We start from the raw sequence: 21038 nt of genomic DNA, 5'->3' as shown, positions 1-21038 counted from the left end.
TTAAAGCGAAAATGGCGCCGCAAATCTACCCCGATGAGGTTCTAGGCTATTCCAGAGCCCTCATCGCGCAATGCGTCAATCGCATTAGGCCTGCGTGCCGGACTTTGCGAACAGGTTGTGTTTCTGCGGAAAATTGCGCCTGATACGCTCGGGAAATGGCCGAGGTGCCCCAACGGGAAGAGCGGCTTACGCTTATTGGAATCGGGCCGGTCACGGTCTCTGCCATTCCCAAAGTGGCTTGCGGCTTGACGTCAAGATCGCCTGGGCATCGTCAACTTGTTGATACACCTTCCGACGGTCGTTAGCAGAGTCCGAAGATCAAACAGATTTCCCAGCCGCGCCTGAAAGGCTACCGTTTTCCGCGTTCTGTTATTTCCTAGGCAGTTTAGGCGTACCATCGTTTTGCGCTCTGCCTACGTGATGTTGAGGACCTGTTGGCCGAACGTGGCATTGTGGTGAGTTATGAGATGATCCGGGTATGGGTCGAAAAATTCGGCGCTCAGATCGCAAAACAGGTGAGAGCCGCACGCCAAACACCCTCGGACAAGTGGCACCTAGACGAAGTAGTAATCGTGATCCACGGCGTGAAGCACTGGCTATGGCGCGCAATGGACAGCAACGGAGAAGTTCTCGACATTCTGTTTCAGTCGCGACGGAATGCTCGAGCGGCAAGGCGTTTCATCGCCGGACTGGTCGCCCGCAGGGGTAAGCCGCGCGTAATCGTTACGAATAAATGACCCAGTTACGGCGCAGCTCTGCGGAAGCTCGCGCTGGATGTGGATCACCAAGCGCATAAAGGCTTGAACACTCGGATCGAAGGATCGCACGGGCCAACGCGGAAACGAGAGAAAATCCAAGGCCGTTTCAAATCAGCCCGACAGGCACAGAGATTTCTGATGCTCCATGACGAAACCGCAAACCTGTTCAGCCCGCGCCGCCACAAATTGACCGCAGTCGCCTACCGCCAAAAACGCACACAAACTTTGAGTGACTGGAGCAAATGCACCTGCGCTTTTAAAGCGTCGCCGGGAGAAAACGCATCGAAGCCACCCATATGCGCTTTTTATGATCCCAGTTCGCGCTTTAGAAATCGCAGAAACCTTGGGTCGCCGGTGCGGGTGACGTTAAGCCGCATACCGGGAGGCGCGCTGGACGGCTGAACGGAGAAGAAGCTTGAAGGTGCCAGAAATATCCCCTCTGCCGCGGCCTTTTTGGCGAGTTCTGTGTCACTGGTGCCTGCGGGCAGGTCAAGCCAGGCATAATATCCCTGTCCGGGTGCCGCTTTGCAGTGCAGGTCCAGCAGCGCCAGATCGTCTTGTAGCTTTTGAGAGGCATTCAGCAGACGTCCGGCCAGCTTTTTAAGATGGCGTGCATAGCGCCGGTTTTGGATCATTTCTGCGATGATCATTTCGGCAAAACGCGACGAATTGACCGTGGTTATCATTTTTAGTTCGGCCAGTTCTTCGATGATGCTGCGGTCCGCAGCGATATAGCCTGTGCGAAACGATGCAGATAACGTCTTGGAAAACGTACCCACGAATATAACCCGGTCAAATCCGTCCAACGCAGCTAGACGCACGCCTTTCGGGTCTGGAAGATCGACGAATGGATCGTCATCGACAACCATGAAGTCCATCATCTCGGCGAGCTTCAGCACGCCATGTGCCGTCGCCAGATCCATTGATGTCCCTGTCGGATTATGCGCCAGCGACTGCGTGAAGAACAGCTTTGGACGATGCTCGATTGCCAGACTCCGCAATTGATTCAGATCAGGGCCGTTTGGGCCGCGTGACACTCCGACGAAGTTTATTTGAGAAAAACGAAGCTTGGCAAACAGCGGGTAGTATCCGGGGTCATCTACCAAAACAGTATCGCCCGCTTTCAGATATCGCCGCACAATCAGGTCAAGGCCATGATTTGCGCCGAAAGTCGTCACAATCTGTTCAGAAGTGATCGCAATGCCATCCGCGTTGTGTCGCGCAGCGATCAAAGTTCGCAGCGGTTGATACCCCATGTGTGAGCCGTAGCCTGAGGTATCATTGCCGGTGTCGTTCAGGAGATCCGGCAGATTGCGCATCGGAATCCCTGCCATCCAGAATGCCGGTGGTCGGCCATCTCCAACCCGAACAGCGTAGTTCTGATCCAGTTGTGCGCGCAGAAGGGAAATACTGTCCACCGCTTCAACCAGATGGCGCGGGACATCATCCTCCCGGATGGGGTGATTGGGCGTTGCAACGATGAATCCGGAGCCTTGTCGCGCCGTAATCAACCCTTGGGCCACCAGCCTGTCATATACGTCAACGATCGTGTTTTTCGAGACTCCCTGTTCCAGCGCAGCCGAGCGAATGGACGGTAAACGGTCTCCGGCCCTCAAGTTGCCACTGGCAATCTCGTCAGCGAGACTCCTCACAATATTTTTAGTCTTGTTCATTGTAGATCCCAAACTGTACCGGCAAAAGTACCAGTACACTTTAGCACTGTATTCACCAACTGTACCTACCATCAGATTCAGGATTACGCCAAGGATGAGTCTGGAAAGCAGGGGGGCATAATCCAGATGACGAATGGAACGACTTCGCAGATCAGTTCGCGGCTTGAAAACGTGCGCGATCTTAGGCCAGAGGAACGACTGGATCTGGTGGCGAAGACCGTCGGTTTGGATGATGCGGACCGGGCGACATTGGCCGGGCACGATGTGTTGCCGCTGTCGTTGGCGAACGGAATGATCGAAAATGTCATTGGTAAGTTCGAGTTGCCCCTCGCGGTGGCATCCAACTTTACGATCAACGGCAAGGATTACTTGATTCCGATGGTGGTTGAAGAGCCCTCCGTCGTCGCCGCCGCCTCCTACATGGCCAAGATTGCGCGAAATTGCGGTGGGTTTCACACGTCGTCTGATCGGCCGATCATGCGGGCGCAAATCCAAGTTGTTGGACTGAACGACCCTCATGGCGCAAAACAACGTCTGTTGGCCGCTGAGGCTGAGCTGCGACAGATGTGCAATGCCCGCGACGAGGTGCTGGTCGCGTTGGGAGGCGGCTGCATCGGGATCGAGGTGCATGTTTTCGAAACCTCAGCCGTGGGGCCAATGGCTGTGCTGCATATCCTTGTGGATGTGCGCGATGCCATGGGGGCCAACGCTGTGAATTCCATGGCCGAAACAATTGCGCCCCGTGTGGCTGAGATTTCAGGTGGCCATACCCGTCTGCGCATCTTGTCCAATCTGGCAGATCGCAGGCTTGCGCGGGCTTATGTCACTCTGACGCCAGATGCGTTGACGACCAAGACGATGCAAGGCGATGACGTAATTGATGGCATGATCGAAGCCTACGCGCTTGCCCAGATCGACCCTTACCGTGCCGCGACCCACAACAAGGGCGTGATGAATGGCATTGATCCTGTGGTTGTCGCCACCGGCAACGACTGGCGCGCGATCGAGGCCGGCGCACATGCCTGGGCTGCCCGGAGCGGTCGGTACACTTCCTTGACCACGTGGGAGCGTGGCGTGGACGGTACGCTGACTGGAACCATTGAGATGCCAATGGCACTTGGTCTGGTAGGCGGCGCGACCAAGACGCATCCAGCGGCGCAGGCCGTGCTTCGGGTGCTGGGTGTATCCAGCGCACAGGAGCTGGCCGAGGTTACAGTTGCGGTTGGTCTTGCACAGAACATGGCTGCGTTGCGCGCACTTGCGACCGAGGGCATTCAAAAGGGCCACATGGCACTTCATGCACGTAACATTGCAATTCTTGCCGGTGCCACTGGGTCACAGATCGAAGCGGTGGCCAAGGTGATTGCTGAGCAGGGACACGTAAGTGTTCAAGCCGCAAAAGACGTGTTGGCAAAATTATAGCGCCACACAGAGCACAGACTATTTTAGGGAGGACGACCAATGACAAAGACACTTAACACGACTTCAACCCGGCGCCACTTCATCCGCGGCGCGACCGCGGCCGGGCTTGCCGCCCCGGCAATCGTTGCCGCCAGTTCCGTGCGCGCGCAGGGTGCGATTCAATGGCGGATGCAGGCCCTTTGGGGCGGCGGTACAACGCCAATGCTCTACGAAGAGAAATTCTGTGATCGGGTGCGCGAATTGACGGGTGGCAGTTTGGACATCACTCCGTTTGCAGGGGGGCAGATTGTTCCCGCAGCACAGTCGTTTGACGCGGTTCGTGGCGGTGCTTTCCAACTCATGAAAACCTTTGATGGATATACCGCCGGTAAGATTCCTGCGCATGGTTTCTCATCGACCGTCCCTTTTGGCTTTCCTGAGGCCGACCAATACGAAGCGTGGTTCTATGAGCGCGGCGGCATGGAAATGGCGGCAAAATCCTATGCGCCTGCTGGGCTGACCTATGTCGCACCTACGGTTTACGGCGAAGAACCGTTGCACTCGAAGGTCGAAATTCGCGAAATCGCGGATATGGATGGCCTGAAAGGCCGGTTTGTCGGTCTCGCCGCCGCAGTAATGGCTGATTTCGGGGTGGCCGTATCACCGTTGCCAACATCCGAGGTCTATTCCGCCCTGGACAAAGGGCTGGTCGATTTGGCGGACCGGGGCGACATCAAAGCCAACTACGAAGAGGGTCTTCACGAGGTTGCCAAGTACCTGATCCTGCCAGGCATTCATCAGCCATCCACCGCGACATGCTATGTGGCCAATACCGCCGCGTATGGACAGCTGGACGATCAGCAACGCGCAGCGCTTGCAGTCGCCGCACGTGAAGTGTCCGGCGCGTTGCGTCAGAATATCATCGTGGACAACGCGGAATATCTGGCCAAATTCGAAGAGGCCGGCGTCGAGATTATCAGTTTCGACCCTGAAGATGTTGCACAATCACGCAGCAAGGCAATCGCGTCGTGGGAAAAGGCGACCAACGGAGATGCATTGGCCACTGAAATGATGCAGAGCCAAAAACAGCTGATGGCGGATCTTCGACTTCTCTGACCAGACCGGACAACACACGATAACCGGCCCGTGCAGCAGTGCAGTGGGCCGGTTTTGCGACAAAGGGGAGGTGTCAATGTTACGTGCCGCACAGGCAATCACTACAGTCAATCGCTGGACGTTCGAGGCCACCAAATGGCTCGTTTACGTCATTGCTGCGCTCATGCTGTTCGAAGTGATCTCGCGTTACTCGTTTCACGCTCCGACCAGTTGGGGGCCAGAGCTTGCAACTTTGCTGTTTGGCCCCTTCTTTCTGATGGGCGGACCGTATCTGCTGCACACGGGCGGGCACGTCGCCGTCGATATCCTCTCCGCAACTGCGCAGGGCAAGCTGCGCGTCGTTCTTGCCGTTCTCGCGGCCCTGCTGGCGTTGATTTTTGGCTTGATATTGCTGCGCTTCAGCTTGCCGCTTGCGTGGCAGGCCTACGAATATGGTGAAACCAGCTACTCGGCGTGGAACCCGATTATCTGGCCTGCCAAGACGGTGCTGCCACTGGCAGCGCTTTTGCTTGTTCTGCAATCGCTTGCGGAAGTTGTCTTTGCTCTCAAAGGGCGTGTCGCGTGATGGAAAGCAGTCTTGTTCTGGTCGGGATGTTTTCCGCTCTCATAGTGTTGATGTTAAGCGGTGCCGGGCTGGCTTTTGTTCTGGGTGCCATCGCGTTTTTGGCGACAGCTACACTTTGGGGTCCCAGTGCGCTGATCGTTACCGTGCTCAACACTTTCGAGACGATGACCTCTGAGGCCTTGATGGCGATTCCGCTTTATGTGCTGATGGCTGCAATCTTGCAGAAATCTCAGATCATCGACGATCTGTACGCGGCGATGGAGACATGGTTCGGCGGCTTGTCCGGCGGCTTGGCGATTGGCACAGTGGTCATCTGTACGATCATGGCCGCCATGACGGGTGTCGTCGGTGCCGCAGTGGCGGCGATGGGCATCCTGGCGTTACCATCAATGCTGTCGCGGGGGTATCATCCACCGCTGGCATTGGGTGCGATTTGTGCCGGGGGCACCTTGGGCATATTGATCCCGCCCTCAGTGGTGACGATTGTCTATGCGATCACGGCCCAAATCTCGATCGGTCAGATGTTCATTGCAGGGGTTTTACCCGGTCTGATCCTTGCGTTCGGCTATTGCGCCTATATCTGGGTGCGCGTCATGTTGAACCCCGAATTAGCCCCCAAGCCGCAGGGCGGCACCATCATTCCGCTTGCGCAAAAGCTGGCGTCGTTGCGGCATCTTGTATTGCCCGCGCTCGTCATCATCTCGGTTCTGGGTTCGATCTATGCAGGAATAGCCACGCCAACCGAAGCCGCTGCCGTAGGTGTGTTGGGTGCATTGGGATCCGCACTTTTTTCGGGACGTTTGCGGCTGTCGAACCTGAACGCCGCTGCCACGGACACGCTTCGTGTCACGGCAATGATCCTTTGGATCACGCTGGGCGCCAAGGCGTTCATCTCGGTGTTTGTGGCGACGGGCGGCGCGGACAGTGTGCTGAATTTCGTCGAGGGCCTGGAAGCGTCACGATATGCCGTGCTGCTGGCCATGTTGCTGGTGTTGATTTTCCTTGGCCTGTTCTTGGACGAGATCGGGATCATTCTGCTGTGCGTACCGGTCTTCGTACCAATCATCAAAACGCTTGGCTTCGACCCTCTCTGGTTCGGTGTGTTGTTCATGGTCACAGCGCAGATGGCCTATATCACACCGCCATTCGGCTACACCCTGTTCTATCTAAAGGGGGTGCTGCCGGAAGGGATTGGTATCGGACAAGTCTATCGCGGGGTGATCCCATTCTTTCTGATCCAGGTTGTCGTTCTAATTCTATTCGTCCTTTTCCCAGACCTTGTGACTTGGCTGCCAGAACAGGCGGCGAATAGACTGAAGTGAAACATGGGGGACGGTTGCGTAAGGTGTTTGCATCGCACGCGATTTTCTTGTGAGGCTTCGATTTCAGGCAGCCAAGCCAAAGAGCTCGCGGAGGGGCATCGGCTCTAGTCTGCGATAGACAACGGCTGAAAGTGTATAGCGGCGTGGACGGAAGATGGTTTGAATCTTCCCATGATCTTTTCTCGCCGTCGGGTCGGCCTGTGTGATCCTTCGGATCAATTGTTGAGATGGGGTGGTTGCCGTCCTCCCCAAACGGCATCGCAATGTGCCAAGGTCGTGGTGTTCGACATCATGAAACGGAAAGGACGGCAAATGAAAGATACAATGATCGGAGTGGACCTGGCAAAGAACGTTTTCCAGCTTCACGGGGCAAGCATGACTGGGCAGTTGAAGTTTCGTAAGAAGTTGTCCCGCTCACAGTTTCGGGAGGTTCTTTCGGCGCAACCACCCGCGGTCATCGTCATGGAGGCGTGTGGCAGTGCCAGCTACTGGGCGCGCGAGCTGGCCCGACTTGGTCACGAGGTGAAACTGATCGCGCCGCAATATGTGAAACCATTTGTGAAGCGCCAGAAAAACGATGCCGCGGACGCAGAAGCTATCGTCGTCGCGGCGCAGCGTCCGGAGATGAGGTTTGTTCCTGCCAAGTCTGAGAGCCAACAGGCCCGTGCGATCCTGTTCCGGAACCGGGAGCGTTTGGTGAACCAACGGACTGAGTTGGTAAATGGTCTGCGATCAATCCTCTATGAGTTCGGGCATACAATCCCGCAGGGCATAGGGAATTTGAGCCGCGGGAATGAGATCCTTGAGGACCCGAATTGCGATCTTCCAGACCTGGTCCGCCAGGAGTGTCGAGACCTTTTCGAACTGATTGAAGAGACCACTGTCCGGATCGACGCCAAGTTGAAACGGATCAAAGCCTTGTCCACTGAGACGGACACGGCCAAACGACTTCAGACGATGCCGGGCGTTGGCCCTTTAAGCGCCCTTGCCATCGAGGCATTTGCTCCACCACTGGAGACATTCACCCGGGGCCGCGACTTTGCGGCCTGGCTGGGCCTCGTGCCACGACAGCATTCATCAGGCGGCAAACCCCGTCTGGGGCGAATGTCAAAGGCGGGCCAATCTGACATCAGAAGGCTTCTGATTATCGGAGCGATGTCACGCTTGAGCCAGTTAGGTCGCAAATCCATACCCAAAGGATCTTGGCTGGAACGTATGCTCGCGCGCAAGCCGAAGATGCTGGTCGCAATTGCGCTGGCCAACAAGATGGCCCGGGCCCTATGGGCCATGCAAACGAAGAAGGAAAATTATCGGGATCCGACGCAGGCGGTCGCTACATGACCACGGTGTAGCGCAGGGCCGATTGACGTCGGTAAAGGAGGTGTAAGGAGTCAAAGACCTGAATGGGCAGAATGATCGAACAGATCTGGATCGGGAAAACCAGGATAAGGGAATGAGCGTCGAAGCTCGTTGTTGAGATATGGACCTGATCCGCAGATCACCATCCCGGCCAGCGGCTTCTGGAAATGCCGCACTCGAAGGCCTGACAGAAGCACGCACTCGATCACCAACTCAAGAGGTCTGAAAAACATCTTGCATCAAGGACGGCAACCACAGAACCCTTGTGGCTGCAGTGCTCTATTCCCGGAGCGAGGTTTTTCAGGGCGCCCCCGTAGCTCCGAAGTTTGTCCGTGACAACAACATGTGGTTGGCCAAACGCCTTGAACAGTTTGCGAAAAGAACCGATTTGCGGCCTGTTTATTGCGCCGAGACTGAACGAGGGTGTCCAGCACATCGCCATTGCTATCAACAGCGCGCCACAGCCAATACTTCTGCCCGTTCATTGCAAGGGCAACTTCGTCCAGGTGCCATTTGTCCGCCACTTTGGGCGGTCTCGGCGGATCACCCTAGCATATTGTGATCCAAATTTGGCAGCCCAAGCGCGGATGGTCTCTTAGCTGACCACAACACCGCGTGCAGCGAGCAAGTCCTCAACATCACGCAAACTCATGGGGAACCGGTGATAAGCCCAGACGGCGTATGCGATGATCTCAGGAGGAAAGCGATGGCCTGAAAAGGCCCCAGATTGCTTGGGTTTGGCCATGCGCCCACGGACCCGCTATTGAGATACCCCGCAACTTGACGATGCCCGATGATATGTTGCGCCGGATTTGTAATTTGTCTTGACGGGAAGGTATACCCAAACTATCTTTGTGTTAAGATAGTTTGGAGAATCGCGTGACATCGAAAGAGCCTCAAACCCCCGACCGGACGGATGATGTCGACCACTTCATCGCACAGCGCGCCAAGGAGTCGCCGGACATTGACACCGCAGGCATGGCGATCTTTGGCCGCATCCATCGAATTGCAACCCGGGTCGGCCCGCATATGGAGGCGCTGTTTGCCCGGCATGGACTCGACCGTGGCGAGTTTGACGTTCTGGCGACTCTGCAGCGCAGTGGACCGCCCTACAAGCTCTCGCCAACAGCCCTTTACACCTCGTTGATGCTCTCATCGGGCGGGCTGACGCATCGCCTCAAAAGGCTGGAGGCGGCCGGATTGATCCGGCGCGAACCCTCGCCTGACGATGGCCGCAGTCTGATCGTGGCGCTCACCGATGAGGGGCAGCACCGCACAAGTCAGGCCTTCAACGACGACATGCAGATGGAGGCCAGCTGGCTTGCGGCGCTCACCGCCGAAGAACGCCGCGCGCTGGCCGACCTGCTGCGAAAACTGGGCTTTGCGACCCCGACATTTGACAAGAACTCTGATCCGCCTCCCTGAGACGAGCACCGTACTCAACTTCACCCTCTGACTTGCTGTCCTGCGTAGCGATCGCCGCTGCGGACGGTGAAGTCTTGCCCTCAAGCCAGGAGAATGACCATGTTGCTTGCTACACCAACGATCCCCCACCGCCCTCTCACCGCCACCCCCTTGACCTTGCTGTTGATCGTCGGGTCCTTGCTCGCGATCTCTGTCCTTCTGTCAAAAGTCGCCGCCGGGTTGCAGGCGCCGATGCTGACCTATCTTGCCTTGGCCATGGGTGGCTCCGGCTTGATCCTGACACTGATGAGCCGCGGGATCAGGGTCGGCCAGGCCGGTGTTGTTCACCTCCTGCTTTACAGCCTCGGCGCCGGCGCCCTCATGGCGCTCGGCAGCGCCCTTGGCTATCTCACCGTTCACAAGGTGGGCGCTGCCTTCATTGCGTTGGCGCTGGCCTTTCCACCGATGCTGACATGGCTTCTGTCACTGGTATTGCGGATTGAACGCTTCGACCTTCTGCGAGTCAGCGGGCTGCTGACCGGCCTGGCGGGTGGCGTTCTGCTGGCGGTTAACAAGGGCATTGGCGCACCCTCCGACACCGGTGCGATCCTGGTCGCCTCGGCGATGCCGGTTGTTCTGGCCGCCGGGAACGTGTTTCGCACTCGCTTCTGGCCGAAGGGTGCCAGCCCGCGCGAGCTGGCCGGTGCCATGCTGATCTGCGGCGGTGTGGTGACGCTGCCTTTCGGCCTCTATCTTGAAGGGGCAGCCGGATTGGCCACGGTGCTGCACGCGCCGATGTTATTGGTCCTGATGATCGCAATTGCAACCTTCGTAGCACAATACGCCGCCATGTTCCGGCTGCAACAGATCGCCGGGCCTGTCTACCTCAGCCAGATCGGCTCGGTCGCTGCCATCGTCGGCAGTCCGGTTGCGGTGCTCGCCCTTGGCGAAAAGCTGCCGGATGGGTTTGTGCTGACGGCATTGCTGATCGGTCTGGGTCTGGCAATATTTCAGTATCGCGCGGCGAAGCCTCGTTCTGTTACCAGAAAATAGCGCCTGATCGGCAGCCAATTGCACCGTTTCCATGACGACCAACACCTCTCAAACCTCAAAGGAGAATGACCATGCCTTTGACCCGTATCTCTTTGCTGAAAGGCAAGACGCACCAGTACCAACGGGCCTTGATGGAGCAGGTCTATCTGGCAATGCGCGAGACCTTCGACGTCCCCGCCGATGACCGGTTCATGACGGTTTCCGAGCATGACCGGGACCAGTTCGATTTCGGCGCTGACTATCTTGGCATTCACAGATCGGACGATCTCGTCCAGATCCAGATTACTGCCAACAACACGCGGACTCTCGCGCAGAAAAAGGCGCTTTTCGCGGTCATTGCCAGCCGCCTGGCTGCCGAGCCGGGCGTCCGGCCCGAGGATGTTTTGATCAGCTTGGTCGAAGTTTCGAAGGAAAACTGGTCCTTCGGCAATGGCGAGGCACAGTATGCCCCGCAAACGGAAAGCCAGTGACATGACCCGCGCCCCTGTGATCCTTAACCGTTCCGACTGGGCACAGCACGACCGGCTCTGGTACGGACATTTTGAGGGCAAGGACGTTGGCACCGGCGTCACCATCCTGTTCTATTCGGCCGAAGAGATCGGCAAAGGTCCGCGCCTGCATTCCCATCCCTACGACGAGATTTTCATCATCCGGTCGGGCCGGGCGTTGTTCACCATTGGCGACACCACGATCGAGGTCGAGGCTGGGTAGATCCTGATCGGGCCGGCCGGCGTGCCGCACAAGTTGGCAATCTCGGGCCTGGCTTGCTGGATGGTAGCTCGCAAAGTTTCAGATTTCAGTTGCGTTGCCGGTCGTGTCGAGCCAGACCCCACACGTTCCCGAGACTAATTCAGGATTGAAGAGTTGATCAGTTTCAAAAGCGCAGTACCCGAAATCCGTGATCCTATACGCCATGTATTTCTACGTTCGCTTTCCCGTCTCGTATCGCGACCTCGAAGAGATCATGGCAGAACGCGGCGTTGATTTGGATCATGCAACGCTCAACCACTGGGTCGAGAAGTATGCGGGCATTATCGCCGCTGAAGCGCAACGTCGAAAAACACCAATGGGTTGTTCGTGGCGGATGGACGAAACACATGTAAAGGCCAATGGACCTATCTATTTCGTGCGATCGACAAGAATGGGAAAAACCTTGATTTCATGTTGTCGGAGCACCGTGACGAAGCCTCAGCGACCGCGTTTTTCATTAAAGCCGTCGGCAATAACGGCTGGCCGGACAAGGTCGTGATCGATAAAAGTGGATCGAACACGGTTGGTCTGTTTAACATGAACTGCCTGCTCGTAATGTGCGGTTGGTGTTGGTTGATCACTGTTCTGCGGACGAAATATCTCAACAATATCATTGAGCAGGATCATCGGTTCATAAAGAAACTCACCCGGCCGATGCAACCGTTCAAATCGCTGAGTTCAGCTTCGACTACTCTCGCCGACATCGAAGTCGCGCATATGATCCGGAAAGGCCAATTTAACCAGTCAGCGCAGTCCAGCTTCGCGCAGTTCGCAGCACTCGCTGGATAAGTGTGCCCGCGAGTAGAGCTACCTTCGGCGCGGCGGAAACCTTGCGACACTACCCTCGGCGCTGCGAGAGTGTCACAACGGCTCAAGTATGCTCTCCAATCCTGGATCCTATTCATAGCTACCTTATAGTTTTCCGACATTCTCACGTCTTGGTCCTGCTTTTGATTGGCTCATGCTCCGCGGCTTCAATGGGTCGTGGCAACACTTTAGTCTTTTATCAAAGATGGAGTGTTCAGCATGAAGTACCGTACTCGGACGTTTTATACGGCCAAACAGAGGTCTGAGATGTGGGAGCGGTGGCAACGCGGTGACTCTATGAGTTCGATTGGGCGTCACTTCAATCGTGCTTCGTCTTCGATCTTCCCTCATTTGGCGCAGTTTGGTGGCATTCGGCCACTGCAGCGTTCGCGGTCGCGATGTGCTTTGAGCCTGATTGAACGGGAGGAGATTTCTCGTGGGCTTGTCGCAAGGCTGTCGCTTCGTGCAATCGCGCAAGGACTAAAGCGCGCGCCTTCGACAATCAGCCGGGAGGTTCGCAGGAACGGTGGGCGTCAGGCCTATCGCGCGGCCAGCTCAGACCAGCGTGCCTGGGACTGCGCAATGCGACCCAAATTGTGTAAGCTCTCGTTCAACGACCCTTTATGCCAATTGATTGCGCGCAAGCTGCGCCGGAAATGGTCACCGCAGCAGATCGCAGGGTGGCTGAAGCGCAAACATCCGAATGAAGAGCAAAACCGCGTGTCCCATGAGACGATATATCGTAGCCTTTATGTTCAAACCCGAGGGGTTTTGAAGAAGGAATTACAGGACTGTCTGCGCAGTCCTCGTGCGATTAGACGGTCTCGCCATGCCACCCAAAAGGGGCTCAAGCTGCGCAAGATCAAGGATGCCGTTCCGATCAGTGAACGCCCGCCAGAGGTCGAGGATAGGGCCGTACCGGGTCACTGATGGTGTGGATGCCCCACCCCGGAACCGGCATCAAACTGTGCCATAGTGGTGATGTTGAAAGCACCAAACTGGAGGCAACCATGAATGAAGTTACAATGATCGGCGTCGACTTGGCAAAGTCCGTTTTCCAAGCGCACGGCGCGACGGCTGTCGGCGAACCTGTGTTCCGCAAGAAGCTGTCGCGGGGGCAATTTTTGAAGTTTTTAAGTGAGCAGCAGCCTTGCGTGGTAGCGATGGAGGCTTGTGCCTCTTCGCATTATTGGGGTCGCGAGATCCTGAAGCTGGGCCACGATGTTCGTCTGATCCCGCCGATCTACGTGAAGCCATTCGTCAAGCGTCAGAAGAATGACGCCAATGATGCAGAGGCTATTGCCGAAGCGGCAGTCCGACCGACCATGCGGTTTGTGCCTGTTAAATCAGCTGAACAGCAATCCCGTTCGATGATCTTCAAGACACGGGATTTGTTTGTTCGGCAACGTAACTCCATCATCAATGCGCTACGCGGCCATTTGATGGAGTATGGCATCATCGCCCCTCCCGGTCGGAACTTTGTGAAGAAACTAGCAGAACAGATAGAAAGCCCGGATTGTGACCTGCCTTCAATCGTTATTGAACTCAGCCGTGTCCATCTGGATCAGCTTAATGTGCTCACCGACAAAGTCGTTACGATAGAGCGGCGTCTAAAAGAGGAATCGAAGTCCGACCCAGAGACGATTCGACTACAGACCGCGCCCGGTATTGGTCCTGTGAGTGCAATGGCGATCAAGGCATTCTCTCCGCCGTTGGAAGGCTTCAAACGCGGCCGGGATTTTGCGGCATGGCTTGGTCTGGTCCCGGTTCAGAAATCGACAGGTGGGCGCCAAGTGTTAGGGCGAACATCAAAGATGGGGCAGCGCGACATTCGGCGACTGCTGATAATTGGGGCCATGACACGGATCAGATGGGCGATTAAAAATGGTCCACCCAAAGGCTCATGGCTTGAGCAAATGTTAGAGCGTAAGCCTCGCATGCTGGTAGCCATCGCGCTCGCCAACAAAACGGCGCGCATCATTTGGGCGATGATGACGAAACACGAAGATTATCGAGATCCGATCGCGGTAGCCTAAAGGCTGCATCGCTCGGTATGATGTGAGAAGGACATTGAGACAGTAAGGACAAATGATCGACTAGATCGAGGTTAGGAAAACCAGGCCTTCCCAGAGAGCTTAGCGCTCGTGTCATTGATATGGACCTGACCTTCGCATCGCCATACCGGCCCGCGGCATGTGAAACGCCGCAATCTGAGGCCTGACACATGACCGTACCCGATCACATGTTCAAACCGTTGATAATATTTCTTGCATCAAAGCGGGCATCCACACATGGGAAGGTGATCTCATTGTCGGGTCCAACTACAGTTACATCGCCACTCTGGTCGAGCGCCACTCTCGATTTGTGATGCTGGCGAAGGTGCAGAACAAGGACACCCAAAGCGTCATCACGGCCCTCATCAAACAGCCGCGCAAGCTGCCCAAGGAACTGTATCGCTCGCTCACTTGGGACCGCAGGTCGGAGATGACAGACCATTTGAAGTTCACCATGACGACCAAGATCGACGTTTACTTTTGCGACCCGCAATCGCCGTGGCAAAGAGGCAGCAACGAAAACACCAACAGTCTTCTACGCCAATACTTCCCGAAGGGCATTGATATATCGGGCTTTAGCCAAGCCAAACTCAGCGCTGTCGCACGACAACTCAACGAGCGGCCGAGAAAGACCTTGCAATACCAGAGACCAGCAGAGAAATTTGAAGCCTGTGTTGCAGCGACCCGTTGAAATCGCAGGAGAAAGCGGTCGTTGAAGTTGAATGCCGCAGCACTAAACTTTCGGCGGTGATACAAGGGGCTAGTAGATGATTAGAAAGATCTCTTCCTTGGTTTCTCTCGGGCTCGCACTCGCTTTTGGGTATTTGTACTACGTCAGGTATTTCAAATGGCGCAATTGTTTCAATGAACTAGGCCGGTGCTTTGACGATGACGCGGGTGTCGTATATTTAGAGCAATCAGGGGTCGTATGGTTCTTACTCGCTGTGCTGGCTCTTGGAGTAGGCCTCTACAATGCAGGGCATCCGAGCAAACCTAAACGGTAATCCGGGCTCAAAGCAGACACCTGACGCCTACGCGACCGTGAAAGCTGCCCCCTGTTCCCAAGGATTGATCTGCCGCCAGTCGTCGGGAAAACTTCTTTGCCTGACAACCCGTTGCTGTTAAACGCAAAGCGTAAGACACCCGAACGATCAAGGATGGCGGCATGGCAGGCGAGTTACCCGACTATTATTTCAGAGTTCGGGAAAACGGGGCAGCCGTATTTCGCATCGACACCGAGAACCGGCAGCGCCGGATCGAGATGGACCAGATCGCTGTCATCAACATCCGCAACGGCGAGGTCAAACCGCATGGCGACCGCACGCTAAGCCCCGAGGATATGGCCGAAATCCAGTCGTGGATGGCCTCGCGGCAGGCGCTGCTGGCGGCGCGCGACATTGACGATATCCACCGCGCGGTGGACTATTTGAACCTGACCACACATTGGGCACAGTCCAGGGCCACCGATGACCAGTTGGAAGATGTGACCGATGCGCTGCTGCTGGCGATGCACGATCTGCGCAGCGTGCTGGTCCGCAAAAAGGCCGATCGGTTGATGAACGGCTAGGACGTCTGCATCGCGGGGAAGCTGACCCGCCAGAAGCGCCATGCCAGCGTCACCGCAGCCCCGCCCAGCCCGACCACAAGGCCGAACCACACGCCGACCCCGCCCAAATCGAAGACAAAGCCGAAGAGATAGGCCGTGGGCAGTCCCACCCCCCAATAGCTGACCGCCGCCAGCACCATCGGCATCGATGTATCCTGTAGCCCGCGCAGCAGGCCCAGTGCGATCACCTGCACCCCGTCGACAAGCTGGAACAGCGCCGCCACAGCCAACAGACCGACGCCGATGGCCATGATCTGGTCGCGGGCGGGTTCGTCGCTCTGGATAAAGGCCGAGATCAGCATTTCGGGCCAGAGCAGGAACACCGCCGTCGTCAGCAGCGCCATGCAAAGCGACAGCACAAATGCGGTGCGCGCGCCGCGTGCCAGATGCGGCGCGTCGCGGCGGCCCTGCGCGTTGCCGGCGCGGATGGTGGCGACATTGGACAGGCCGAGGTGCACCATGAAGGTCAGTCCGGCCATCTGCACCGCGATGCCATGCGCGGCCAGCGGCACGGTGCCCAGCCAGCCCATCATCACGGCAGAGGCGGCAAAGAGCCCTGCTTCGGACAGGCTGGTGATGCCGATGGGCAGGCCCAGTCGGAACACCCGCACGAGCATGTGCCAGTCGGGCCGCCAGAGGCGCACAAATATCTGGTGTTCGGGCAGCGCGCGCAGGGCATAGACGATCACGCCGACAAGGCTGACAATCTGGGTCGAGATCGACGCGATGGCCGCCCCGCGCACGCCCAGTTCGGGCGCACCCCAGTTGCCGAAAATCAGCGCATAGTTGGCCAGTGCGTTGACGACACCTGCGGCAAGGGTGATCCACAGCACGATCTGCGTGCGCTCGAGTGCGGCCAGATAGGATTTCATCACCATGACCAGCAATGCAGGCACCATGCCCCAGCCCGCGATGCCCAGATAAAGTCCTCCGTCGCGCGCCACCTGTTCGGTCTGGCCCAGCATCAGCAAGACCGGTTCGGCCCAGATCATCAGCGGCAGCACCGCGATGCCAAACCCCACCGACAGCCACAGCCCCATGCGGGTGGCGCGGCGCAGCGACACTTGATCACCTTCGGCGTCATAGGAGGCCACCATCGGCATCACGGCCCAGGCAAAGCCGCTGCCCATCAGGAACAGCAGGAAGAAATAGGTCGAGGCCAGCGTGACGGCGGCCAGCGCCTCGACGCCGTACCAGCCCAGCATCACCGTGTCGGTCACGCCAATGGCCATCTGGCCGATATGCCCGCCGATCAGCGGCAGGCCCAGCACCAGCATGGCGCGGGCGTGGCCGGGGTATGTCATACGCGGCGCAGACGGCGACCGGGTGGGTTGGGTCAAGGAGGTCATGCGCAATCCTTTAGTCGCAGACCGCTGCCTTTAAAAGAGGCGTTGTGCAAAGCTGTCGGTGACAGGAGGCTTTGGCGCGTTTCATCTGCCGCCGCGCACCGGTCCGGCGTTCACGGAATCTGTACGCCGGACTTGTCGTCTTTTCTGAACGCGGCACACATCGGATCGTGATCAATCAGGCGGCGGGCGTACCCCAGCGGATAGTAATGCGCATTTTCGGAAATCTCTGCCTGTGCGATGATTCTGGCAAAGCCGCAGGCCATGACATTGATCGCGTGGCCTGCGACCAGTGATTTTTCCTGCAACTGGATGCCAATGTCGTACCTGTTGAAACGCGTTGACGTCATAGAGGTGGCGACAGAGCGCAGACCGCCCAAGGCTTCGCCTGTGTGCGACAGGCGGTAGATCACCGGCCAGTCCTGTGTGATCTCGTCGTTAAGTGCCATCCATGACCAGTTTGTCACGGGCGAGCTGTTGAAAGCGTAGACCGCGTCGACTTGGGCAAAGCGGAACCCTGCCTGCTGCGCCAGACCACCGCCAAGGGAGTGCCCCGCAGTGTAGATCGCGATGCCCTGATACTCGGGTTTCGCCAGTTCCTTGAACACCTTGTCGAGCGCATCCAGCGCGACCCTGTATTGTCGGGGTTCCACCCCGGTTGCCGACGACAGGTTGGCGGTCCAGTCGCGCAGGCTCGGGCCTTCGGTGCCTCTGAAAACGATCACGGCCTCTTTGACCTGCCCGGCGGGTGTTCTGAAAAACAGGGTTTCGTAGAAAACCCCGCTTTTGTCATCAAGGCAAAAGCTGACATCGCCCTGATTTGCGGCGCGTTCCCAGCGTCCGGTGACACCGTTTTTGCCCACGACAGGTAGTTGCAACAGGCCGTCGCGGGCGGCGGGGTTTTCACAATGCGCGCTGTCGCGTCCGCGTGTGCTGCGATAATAGACCATCTCCGACAAAAGCGCCATGAAGCCGAAGCGCGAGGCAACGTCCTGAATAAAAGGGTCCTGTCCGGTGACGGGTTTGCCGATGCGGTCCTTGTGGACGTGATAGGCGACAGGTGTCACCAAGGCCCCGCAACCGGCCAGCGGGACAGACATTAGCGCAATTGAAAATACAATCTTGAGCGAAAAGCGGCGGGACACCCGGTGTGCCCACAAAAAACGGGAATTCTTCACAAAATTATTTCTCCTTCCAATCTTTCCGAAGCAAAGATCATCGTAAATAACGGGTCTTGTTTCTGAAAAAGCCTGCCTTGAAACCGTTTGCGAAGCAAGAATTGCAGACACGGGAATCCATTGCACCGAGCTGATCGAAATGAACCGCCCCGCCTGATTGCCGCAGAGCATTTACGGAGGTGGTCCGGCGACCAACCGGAAAATACAATTTTGAGGCTCGGGAAATTTGATGCCGTATCACGGTGGAAACGCTATCCCAGACAGTTTTCCCCGATGTGATCGCGCAGGGACGGCTGGCATGTGCCCGCCCGCCGTAAGGTTACGGGTTGATCGTTGCGGGGGCTGTGTCACAGTGCCGGAGCGTGCGCCGGGGGTGGACGCAGCAGACCCGAAGGCCGGTTGTGGCCACCTGCGGGACCGGACCAAACAGAGAGAGGGAGCCTGTCATGACCACCACACTGAAATCCGTTACACTCGGCCTTGTTGGCATTGGCGCTGCGGGAATGCTGTATGCCAATCCGATTGACCAGATCCGCCCCGATGCGCCCGAGCTCGCACCTTATGGTGATTATGTGATCGGGGTGCAAACGCTGGAATTCAGCCATGCGGGTCAGGTTGATATTCTGAACACCACCGCAGACAATGCGCCCGAATACGACCGCCCGTTAACGGTCGAGGTCTGGTATCCGGCGGCGGATGGCACCGAAGCGGGGGGCGAATACACCACCACGCTGCGCGACGGGACACGGCAGGCGACACTGACGGGCCGTGCGGCGCGCGATGCGGCCCCTGCGGCGGATGCGCAGTTTCCGCTGATCGTGATCAGCCACGGCTATCCCGGCAACAGGTTCCTGATGAGCCATCTGGGCGAAAACCTCGCCTCGAAGGGCTACGTCACCGTGTCCATCGACCACACCGACAGCACCTATTCCGATCAGGGCGCCTTTGGTTCGACCCTGTTGAACCGGCCCGTCGACCAACGCTTTGTCATCGAGCAGATGGCCGCGCTGGACGGCCCGCTGGGGGCGATCATCGACGGCGAAACCGTGGGCGTGATCGGCTATTCGATGGGCGGGTACGGCGCGATGATCTTTGGCGGGGCGGGTGTCACGCAGGCATCGACCGAATACAGCTGGGGCACGCCCAACGGGTTGTTGGCGGCGCATCTGGCAGGGTCCGAGACCCACGAGGCGCTGATCGACGAGCGGGTCAAGGCGGTCATCGCCATTGGCCCGTGGGGCAACAACGCGGGGTTCTGGGACGCCGAGGGGCTAGCGGGCTTTCGCAAGCCGCTGCTGCTGATGGCGGGCGGGGTGGACGATGTGTCGGTCTATGATGCGATCCGCGGAATCTTTGACGGCACGGTGGGCACCGACCGGCATCTGCTGACCTTCGACGATGCCAACCACAATGCTGCCGCCCCGATGCCCGCGCCCAAGGAAAGCTGGGCGATGGATGAGGGCTTGGGCTATGCGCCCTTTGCCCATTATGCCGACGCGGTCTGGGATACCAACCGGATGAACAACATCGCCCAGCATTTCGCCACCGCTTTTATGGATGTGCATCTGAAGGGCGAAGTGGACAAGGCCACCTTTTTCGATCTGACGCCGGTGTCGGGCGACGGGGTTGTGGCGCTGGATGATGCGGGCAAGCCGACGGACGACCACAGCTATTGGAACGGATTTGCGCCACGCACCGCAGCCGGTTTGCGGTTCGAGACCAAAGCCAAGGGCGAATGACAATGCAGGCAGGGATGCACGATCTGAACGGGCAGCCGTTTTATGTCCGCACATGGGGCGACCCTGCCCTGCCCCGCCTGTTGCTGCTGCACGGGTTCCCCGAATATGGCGGCGCGTGGGAAGATTTTGCGCCGTTGCTGGCGGACCGGTTCCATGTGATCGCCCCCGACCAGCGCGGATACGGGCGCAGTTGGGCGCCTGCCGATGTTGGGGAATATACCGCGTCGAAACTGGTGTCGGACATGGTGGCGCTGATCGGCGACGACGGGCCCGTGACGGTGCTGGGGCATGACTGGGGCGCGGGCGTGGCCTATGCGCTGGCGTTCATGCACCCCGAACTGGTGTCGCGGCTGATCATCGCCAATGGCGTCCACCCGGCCCCGTTCCAGCGCGAGATGGCAAAGGGCGGCGCGCAATCCGAGGCGTCGCAATACATCAACTACCTGCGGGCCGAAGGGTCCGAGGACAAGCTGGCGGCCAATGATTTCGAAAAGCTGCTGGCGCTGTTTTCGGCCAAGATGGATATGTCGTGGCTGCAAGGCGACGTGCTGGCGCGCTATAAGGAGGCATGGGGCCGTCCGGGGCGGTTGCGCGGGATGATCAACTGGTATCGCGCCTCGCCCTTGGTGGTGGCGGATCCCGGCAAGCCGGTGACCGATTTGCGCGCGCTGCCAGTAGAGCGGTTGCAGGTGCGCTGCCCGCATCTGCTGATATGGGGGGCGGGGGATATTGCGCTGTTGCCCGCCGCGACCGAGGGGCTGGAAGATTTTGCCGCCGATCTGACGCGGGTTGAAATCGCGGATGCCGACCACTGGCTGTTTCACCAGAAGCCGCAGGAAATTGCGGATGTGGTGCGCGACTGGCTGGACCGGACCTGAGGGCTTTTGGTTGCCTGCGCCCTGCCCCG

General features: G+C 57.8%; 16 protein-coding genes and 5 pseudogenes. 17 read left to right on the top strand and 4 right to left on the bottom strand.

Translation table 11 applies throughout. The annotated features are described in order from the left end of the window. Nucleotides 1-317 precede the first annotated feature (317 nt). Nucleotides 318-1160: pseudogene (locus tag SULPSESMR1_RS03515) on the top strand (IS6 family transposase). Here SULPSESMR1_RS03515 and SULPSESMR1_RS03510 read toward each other — a convergent pair. Beyond that, the gene (locus tag SULPSESMR1_RS03510; protein WP_089419581.1) at nucleotides 1064-2431 is read right to left on the bottom strand and encodes a PLP-dependent aminotransferase family protein; all 1368 of its coding nucleotides are present in this window, start codon (nucleotides 2429-2431) and stop codon (nucleotides 1064-1066) included. The pseudogene SULPSESMR1_RS03515 and the gene SULPSESMR1_RS03510 sit on opposite strands and share 97 nt — an antisense overlap. 126 nt (nucleotides 2432-2557) lie before the next feature. On the opposite strand from SULPSESMR1_RS03510, the gene SULPSESMR1_RS03505 reads away from it, so the two are divergent. From SULPSESMR1_RS03505 to SULPSESMR1_RS03485, 5 genes are all read left to right on the top strand, one after another. Then, the gene (locus SULPSESMR1_RS03505) at nucleotides 2558-3853 is read left to right on the top strand and encodes a hydroxymethylglutaryl-CoA reductase, degradative (RefSeq protein WP_089419580.1); all 1296 of its coding nucleotides are present in this window, start codon (nucleotides 2558-2560) and stop codon (nucleotides 3851-3853) included. Between the two features lie 39 nt (nucleotides 3854-3892). Next, a complete protein-coding gene (dctP, locus tag SULPSESMR1_RS03500; RefSeq protein ID WP_089419579.1) occupies nucleotides 3893-4948 on the top strand; it encodes a TRAP transporter substrate-binding protein DctP in 1056 nt (351 codons plus the stop codon). A gap of 76 nt (nucleotides 4949-5024) precedes the next feature. Next, a complete protein-coding gene (locus SULPSESMR1_RS03495; RefSeq protein ID WP_089419578.1) occupies nucleotides 5025-5513 on the top strand; it encodes a TRAP transporter small permease subunit in 489 nt (162 codons plus the stop codon). Next, on the top strand, nucleotides 5513-6835 hold the full coding sequence (locus SULPSESMR1_RS03490) for a TRAP transporter large permease (protein WP_089419577.1): 1323 nt from the start codon (nucleotides 5513-5515) through the stop codon (nucleotides 6833-6835). Before SULPSESMR1_RS03495 ends, SULPSESMR1_RS03490 begins: the two co-directional genes overlap by 1 nt. 312 nt (nucleotides 6836-7147) lie before the next feature. Beyond that, the gene (locus SULPSESMR1_RS03485; protein WP_089419576.1) at nucleotides 7148-8176 is read left to right on the top strand and encodes an IS110 family transposase; all 1029 of its coding nucleotides are present in this window, start codon (nucleotides 7148-7150) and stop codon (nucleotides 8174-8176) included. 277 nt (nucleotides 8177-8453) lie between these two features. On the opposite strand, the pseudogene SULPSESMR1_RS03480 reads toward SULPSESMR1_RS03485, so the two are convergent. Continuing rightward, nucleotides 8454-8939: pseudogene (locus SULPSESMR1_RS03480) on the bottom strand (IS6 family transposase); the annotation flags it as partial. Between the two features lie 134 nt (nucleotides 8940-9073). On the opposite strand from SULPSESMR1_RS03480, the gene SULPSESMR1_RS03475 reads away from it, so the two are divergent. The 9 genes and pseudogenes from SULPSESMR1_RS03475 (at nucleotide 9074) to SULPSESMR1_RS03435 (ending at nucleotide 15829) form a co-directional block, all read left to right on the top strand. Then, the gene (locus tag SULPSESMR1_RS03475) at nucleotides 9074-9619 is read left to right on the top strand and encodes a MarR family winged helix-turn-helix transcriptional regulator (protein WP_198362849.1); all 546 of its coding nucleotides are present in this window, start codon (nucleotides 9074-9076) and stop codon (nucleotides 9617-9619) included. Between the two features lie 99 nt (nucleotides 9620-9718). Continuing rightward, on the top strand, nucleotides 9719-10651 hold the full coding sequence (locus SULPSESMR1_RS03470) for a DMT family transporter (protein WP_089419575.1): 933 nt from the start codon (nucleotides 9719-9721) through the stop codon (nucleotides 10649-10651). 71 nt (nucleotides 10652-10722) lie between these two features. Then, entirely contained in the window at nucleotides 10723-11121 is a 399-nt protein-coding gene (locus SULPSESMR1_RS03465) for a tautomerase family protein (protein ID WP_089419574.1), read from the top strand. Between the two features lies 1 nt (nucleotide 11122). Then, nucleotides 11123-11362: a cupin domain-containing protein gene (locus SULPSESMR1_RS03460; RefSeq protein WP_198362848.1), complete on the top strand. Its 240-nt coding sequence runs from the start codon at nucleotides 11123-11125 to the stop codon at nucleotides 11360-11362. Between the two features lie 202 nt (nucleotides 11363-11564). Further along, a pseudogene (locus SULPSESMR1_RS03455) lies at nucleotides 11565-12190 on the top strand (IS6 family transposase). Between the two features lie 237 nt (nucleotides 12191-12427). Then, nucleotides 12428-13135 (top strand): annotated as a pseudogene (locus SULPSESMR1_RS03450) (IS30 family transposase); the annotation flags it as partial. Nucleotides 13136-13218: 83 nt separating this feature from the next. Next, nucleotides 13219-14244, top strand: a complete 1026-nt coding sequence (locus tag SULPSESMR1_RS03445; protein WP_089422115.1) for an IS110 family transposase — start codon at nucleotides 13219-13221, stop codon at nucleotides 14242-14244. 256 nt (nucleotides 14245-14500) lie between these two features. Beyond that, nucleotides 14501-14953 (top strand): annotated as a pseudogene (locus SULPSESMR1_RS03440) (IS30 family transposase); the annotation flags it as partial. Between the two features lie 474 nt (nucleotides 14954-15427). Beyond that, nucleotides 15428-15829 (top strand): hypothetical protein, encoded by a 402-nt coding sequence (locus SULPSESMR1_RS03435; RefSeq protein WP_089419573.1) that lies wholly within the window; start codon nucleotides 15428-15430, stop codon nucleotides 15827-15829. Here SULPSESMR1_RS03435 and SULPSESMR1_RS03430 read toward each other — a convergent pair. Both SULPSESMR1_RS03430 and SULPSESMR1_RS03425 read right to left on the bottom strand, forming a co-directional pair. After that, entirely contained in the window at nucleotides 15826-17217 is a 1392-nt protein-coding gene (locus tag SULPSESMR1_RS03430; RefSeq protein WP_240311278.1) for an MATE family efflux transporter, read from the bottom strand. The two genes, SULPSESMR1_RS03435 and SULPSESMR1_RS03430, sit on opposite strands and share 4 nt — an antisense overlap. Before the next feature lie 110 nt (nucleotides 17218-17327). Continuing rightward, a complete protein-coding gene (locus SULPSESMR1_RS03425; RefSeq protein WP_089419572.1) occupies nucleotides 17328-18392 on the bottom strand; it encodes a DUF6792 domain-containing protein in 1065 nt (354 codons plus the stop codon). Between the two features lie 446 nt (nucleotides 18393-18838). On the opposite strand from SULPSESMR1_RS03425, the gene SULPSESMR1_RS03420 reads away from it, so the two are divergent. Together SULPSESMR1_RS03420 and SULPSESMR1_RS03415 are read left to right on the top strand one after the other, a co-directional pair. Then, nucleotides 18839-20131 carry an alpha/beta hydrolase family protein gene (locus SULPSESMR1_RS03420; protein ID WP_089419571.1) on the top strand — a complete coding sequence of 431 codons (1293 nt, stop codon included), beginning with the start codon at nucleotides 18839-18841 and terminating at the stop codon, nucleotides 20129-20131. Further along, a complete protein-coding gene (locus SULPSESMR1_RS03415; protein WP_089419570.1) occupies nucleotides 20128-21009 on the top strand; it encodes an alpha/beta fold hydrolase in 882 nt (293 codons plus the stop codon). The genes SULPSESMR1_RS03420 and SULPSESMR1_RS03415 overlap by 4 nt, the downstream gene beginning before the upstream one ends. Nucleotides 21010-21038: the final 29 nt, after the last annotated feature.

This window comes from Pseudosulfitobacter pseudonitzschiae, from assembly GCF_002222635.1.
GTDB lineage: Bacteria > Pseudomonadota > Alphaproteobacteria > Rhodobacterales > Rhodobacteraceae > Pseudosulfitobacter > Pseudosulfitobacter pseudonitzschiae_A.
Note: the sequence above shows the minus strand (reverse complement) of the source record. Positions and strands in the feature narration are given on the sequence as shown.

What these genes read in the sequence shown, in the direction of transcription:
- SULPSESMR1_RS03490 (WP_089419577.1), top strand. Translation starts at nt 5,513, where the DNA reads ATGGAAAGCAGTCTTGTTCTGGTCGGGATGTTTTCCGCTCTCATAGTG.
- SULPSESMR1_RS03470 (WP_089419575.1), top strand. Translation starts at nt 9,719, where the DNA reads ATGTTGCTTGCTACACCAACGATCCCCCACCGCCCTCTCACCGCCACC.
- SULPSESMR1_RS03420 (WP_089419571.1), top strand. Translation starts at nt 18,839, where the DNA reads ATGACCACCACACTGAAATCCGTTACACTCGGCCTTGTTGGCATTGGC.
- SULPSESMR1_RS03485 (WP_089419576.1), top strand. Translation starts at nt 7,148, where the DNA reads ATGAAAGATACAATGATCGGAGTGGACCTGGCAAAGAACGTTTTCCAG.
- SULPSESMR1_RS03435 (WP_089419573.1), top strand. Translation starts at nt 15,428, where the DNA reads ATGGCAGGCGAGTTACCCGACTATTATTTCAGAGTTCGGGAAAACGGG.
- SULPSESMR1_RS03505 (WP_089419580.1), top strand. Translation starts at nt 2,558, where the DNA reads ATGACGAATGGAACGACTTCGCAGATCAGTTCGCGGCTTGAAAACGTG.
- SULPSESMR1_RS03445 (WP_089422115.1), top strand. Translation starts at nt 13,219, where the DNA reads ATGAATGAAGTTACAATGATCGGCGTCGACTTGGCAAAGTCCGTTTTC.
- SULPSESMR1_RS03415 (WP_089419570.1), top strand. Translation starts at nt 20,128, where the DNA reads ATGACAATGCAGGCAGGGATGCACGATCTGAACGGGCAGCCGTTTTAT.
- dctP (WP_089419579.1), top strand. Translation starts at nt 3,893, where the DNA reads ATGACAAAGACACTTAACACGACTTCAACCCGGCGCCACTTCATCCGC.
- SULPSESMR1_RS03510 (WP_089419581.1), bottom strand. Translation starts at nt 2,431, where the DNA reads ATGAACAAGACTAAAAATATTGTGAGGAGTCTCGCTGACGAGATTGCC.
- SULPSESMR1_RS03460 (WP_198362848.1), top strand. Translation starts at nt 11,123, where the DNA reads ATGACCCGCGCCCCTGTGATCCTTAACCGTTCCGACTGGGCACAGCAC.
- SULPSESMR1_RS03465 (WP_089419574.1), top strand. Translation starts at nt 10,723, where the DNA reads ATGCCTTTGACCCGTATCTCTTTGCTGAAAGGCAAGACGCACCAGTAC.
- SULPSESMR1_RS03495 (WP_089419578.1), top strand. Translation starts at nt 5,025, where the DNA reads ATGTTACGTGCCGCACAGGCAATCACTACAGTCAATCGCTGGACGTTC.
- SULPSESMR1_RS03430 (WP_240311278.1), bottom strand. Translation starts at nt 17,217, where the DNA reads ATGACCTCCTTGACCCAACCCACCCGGTCGCCGTCTGCGCCGCGTATG.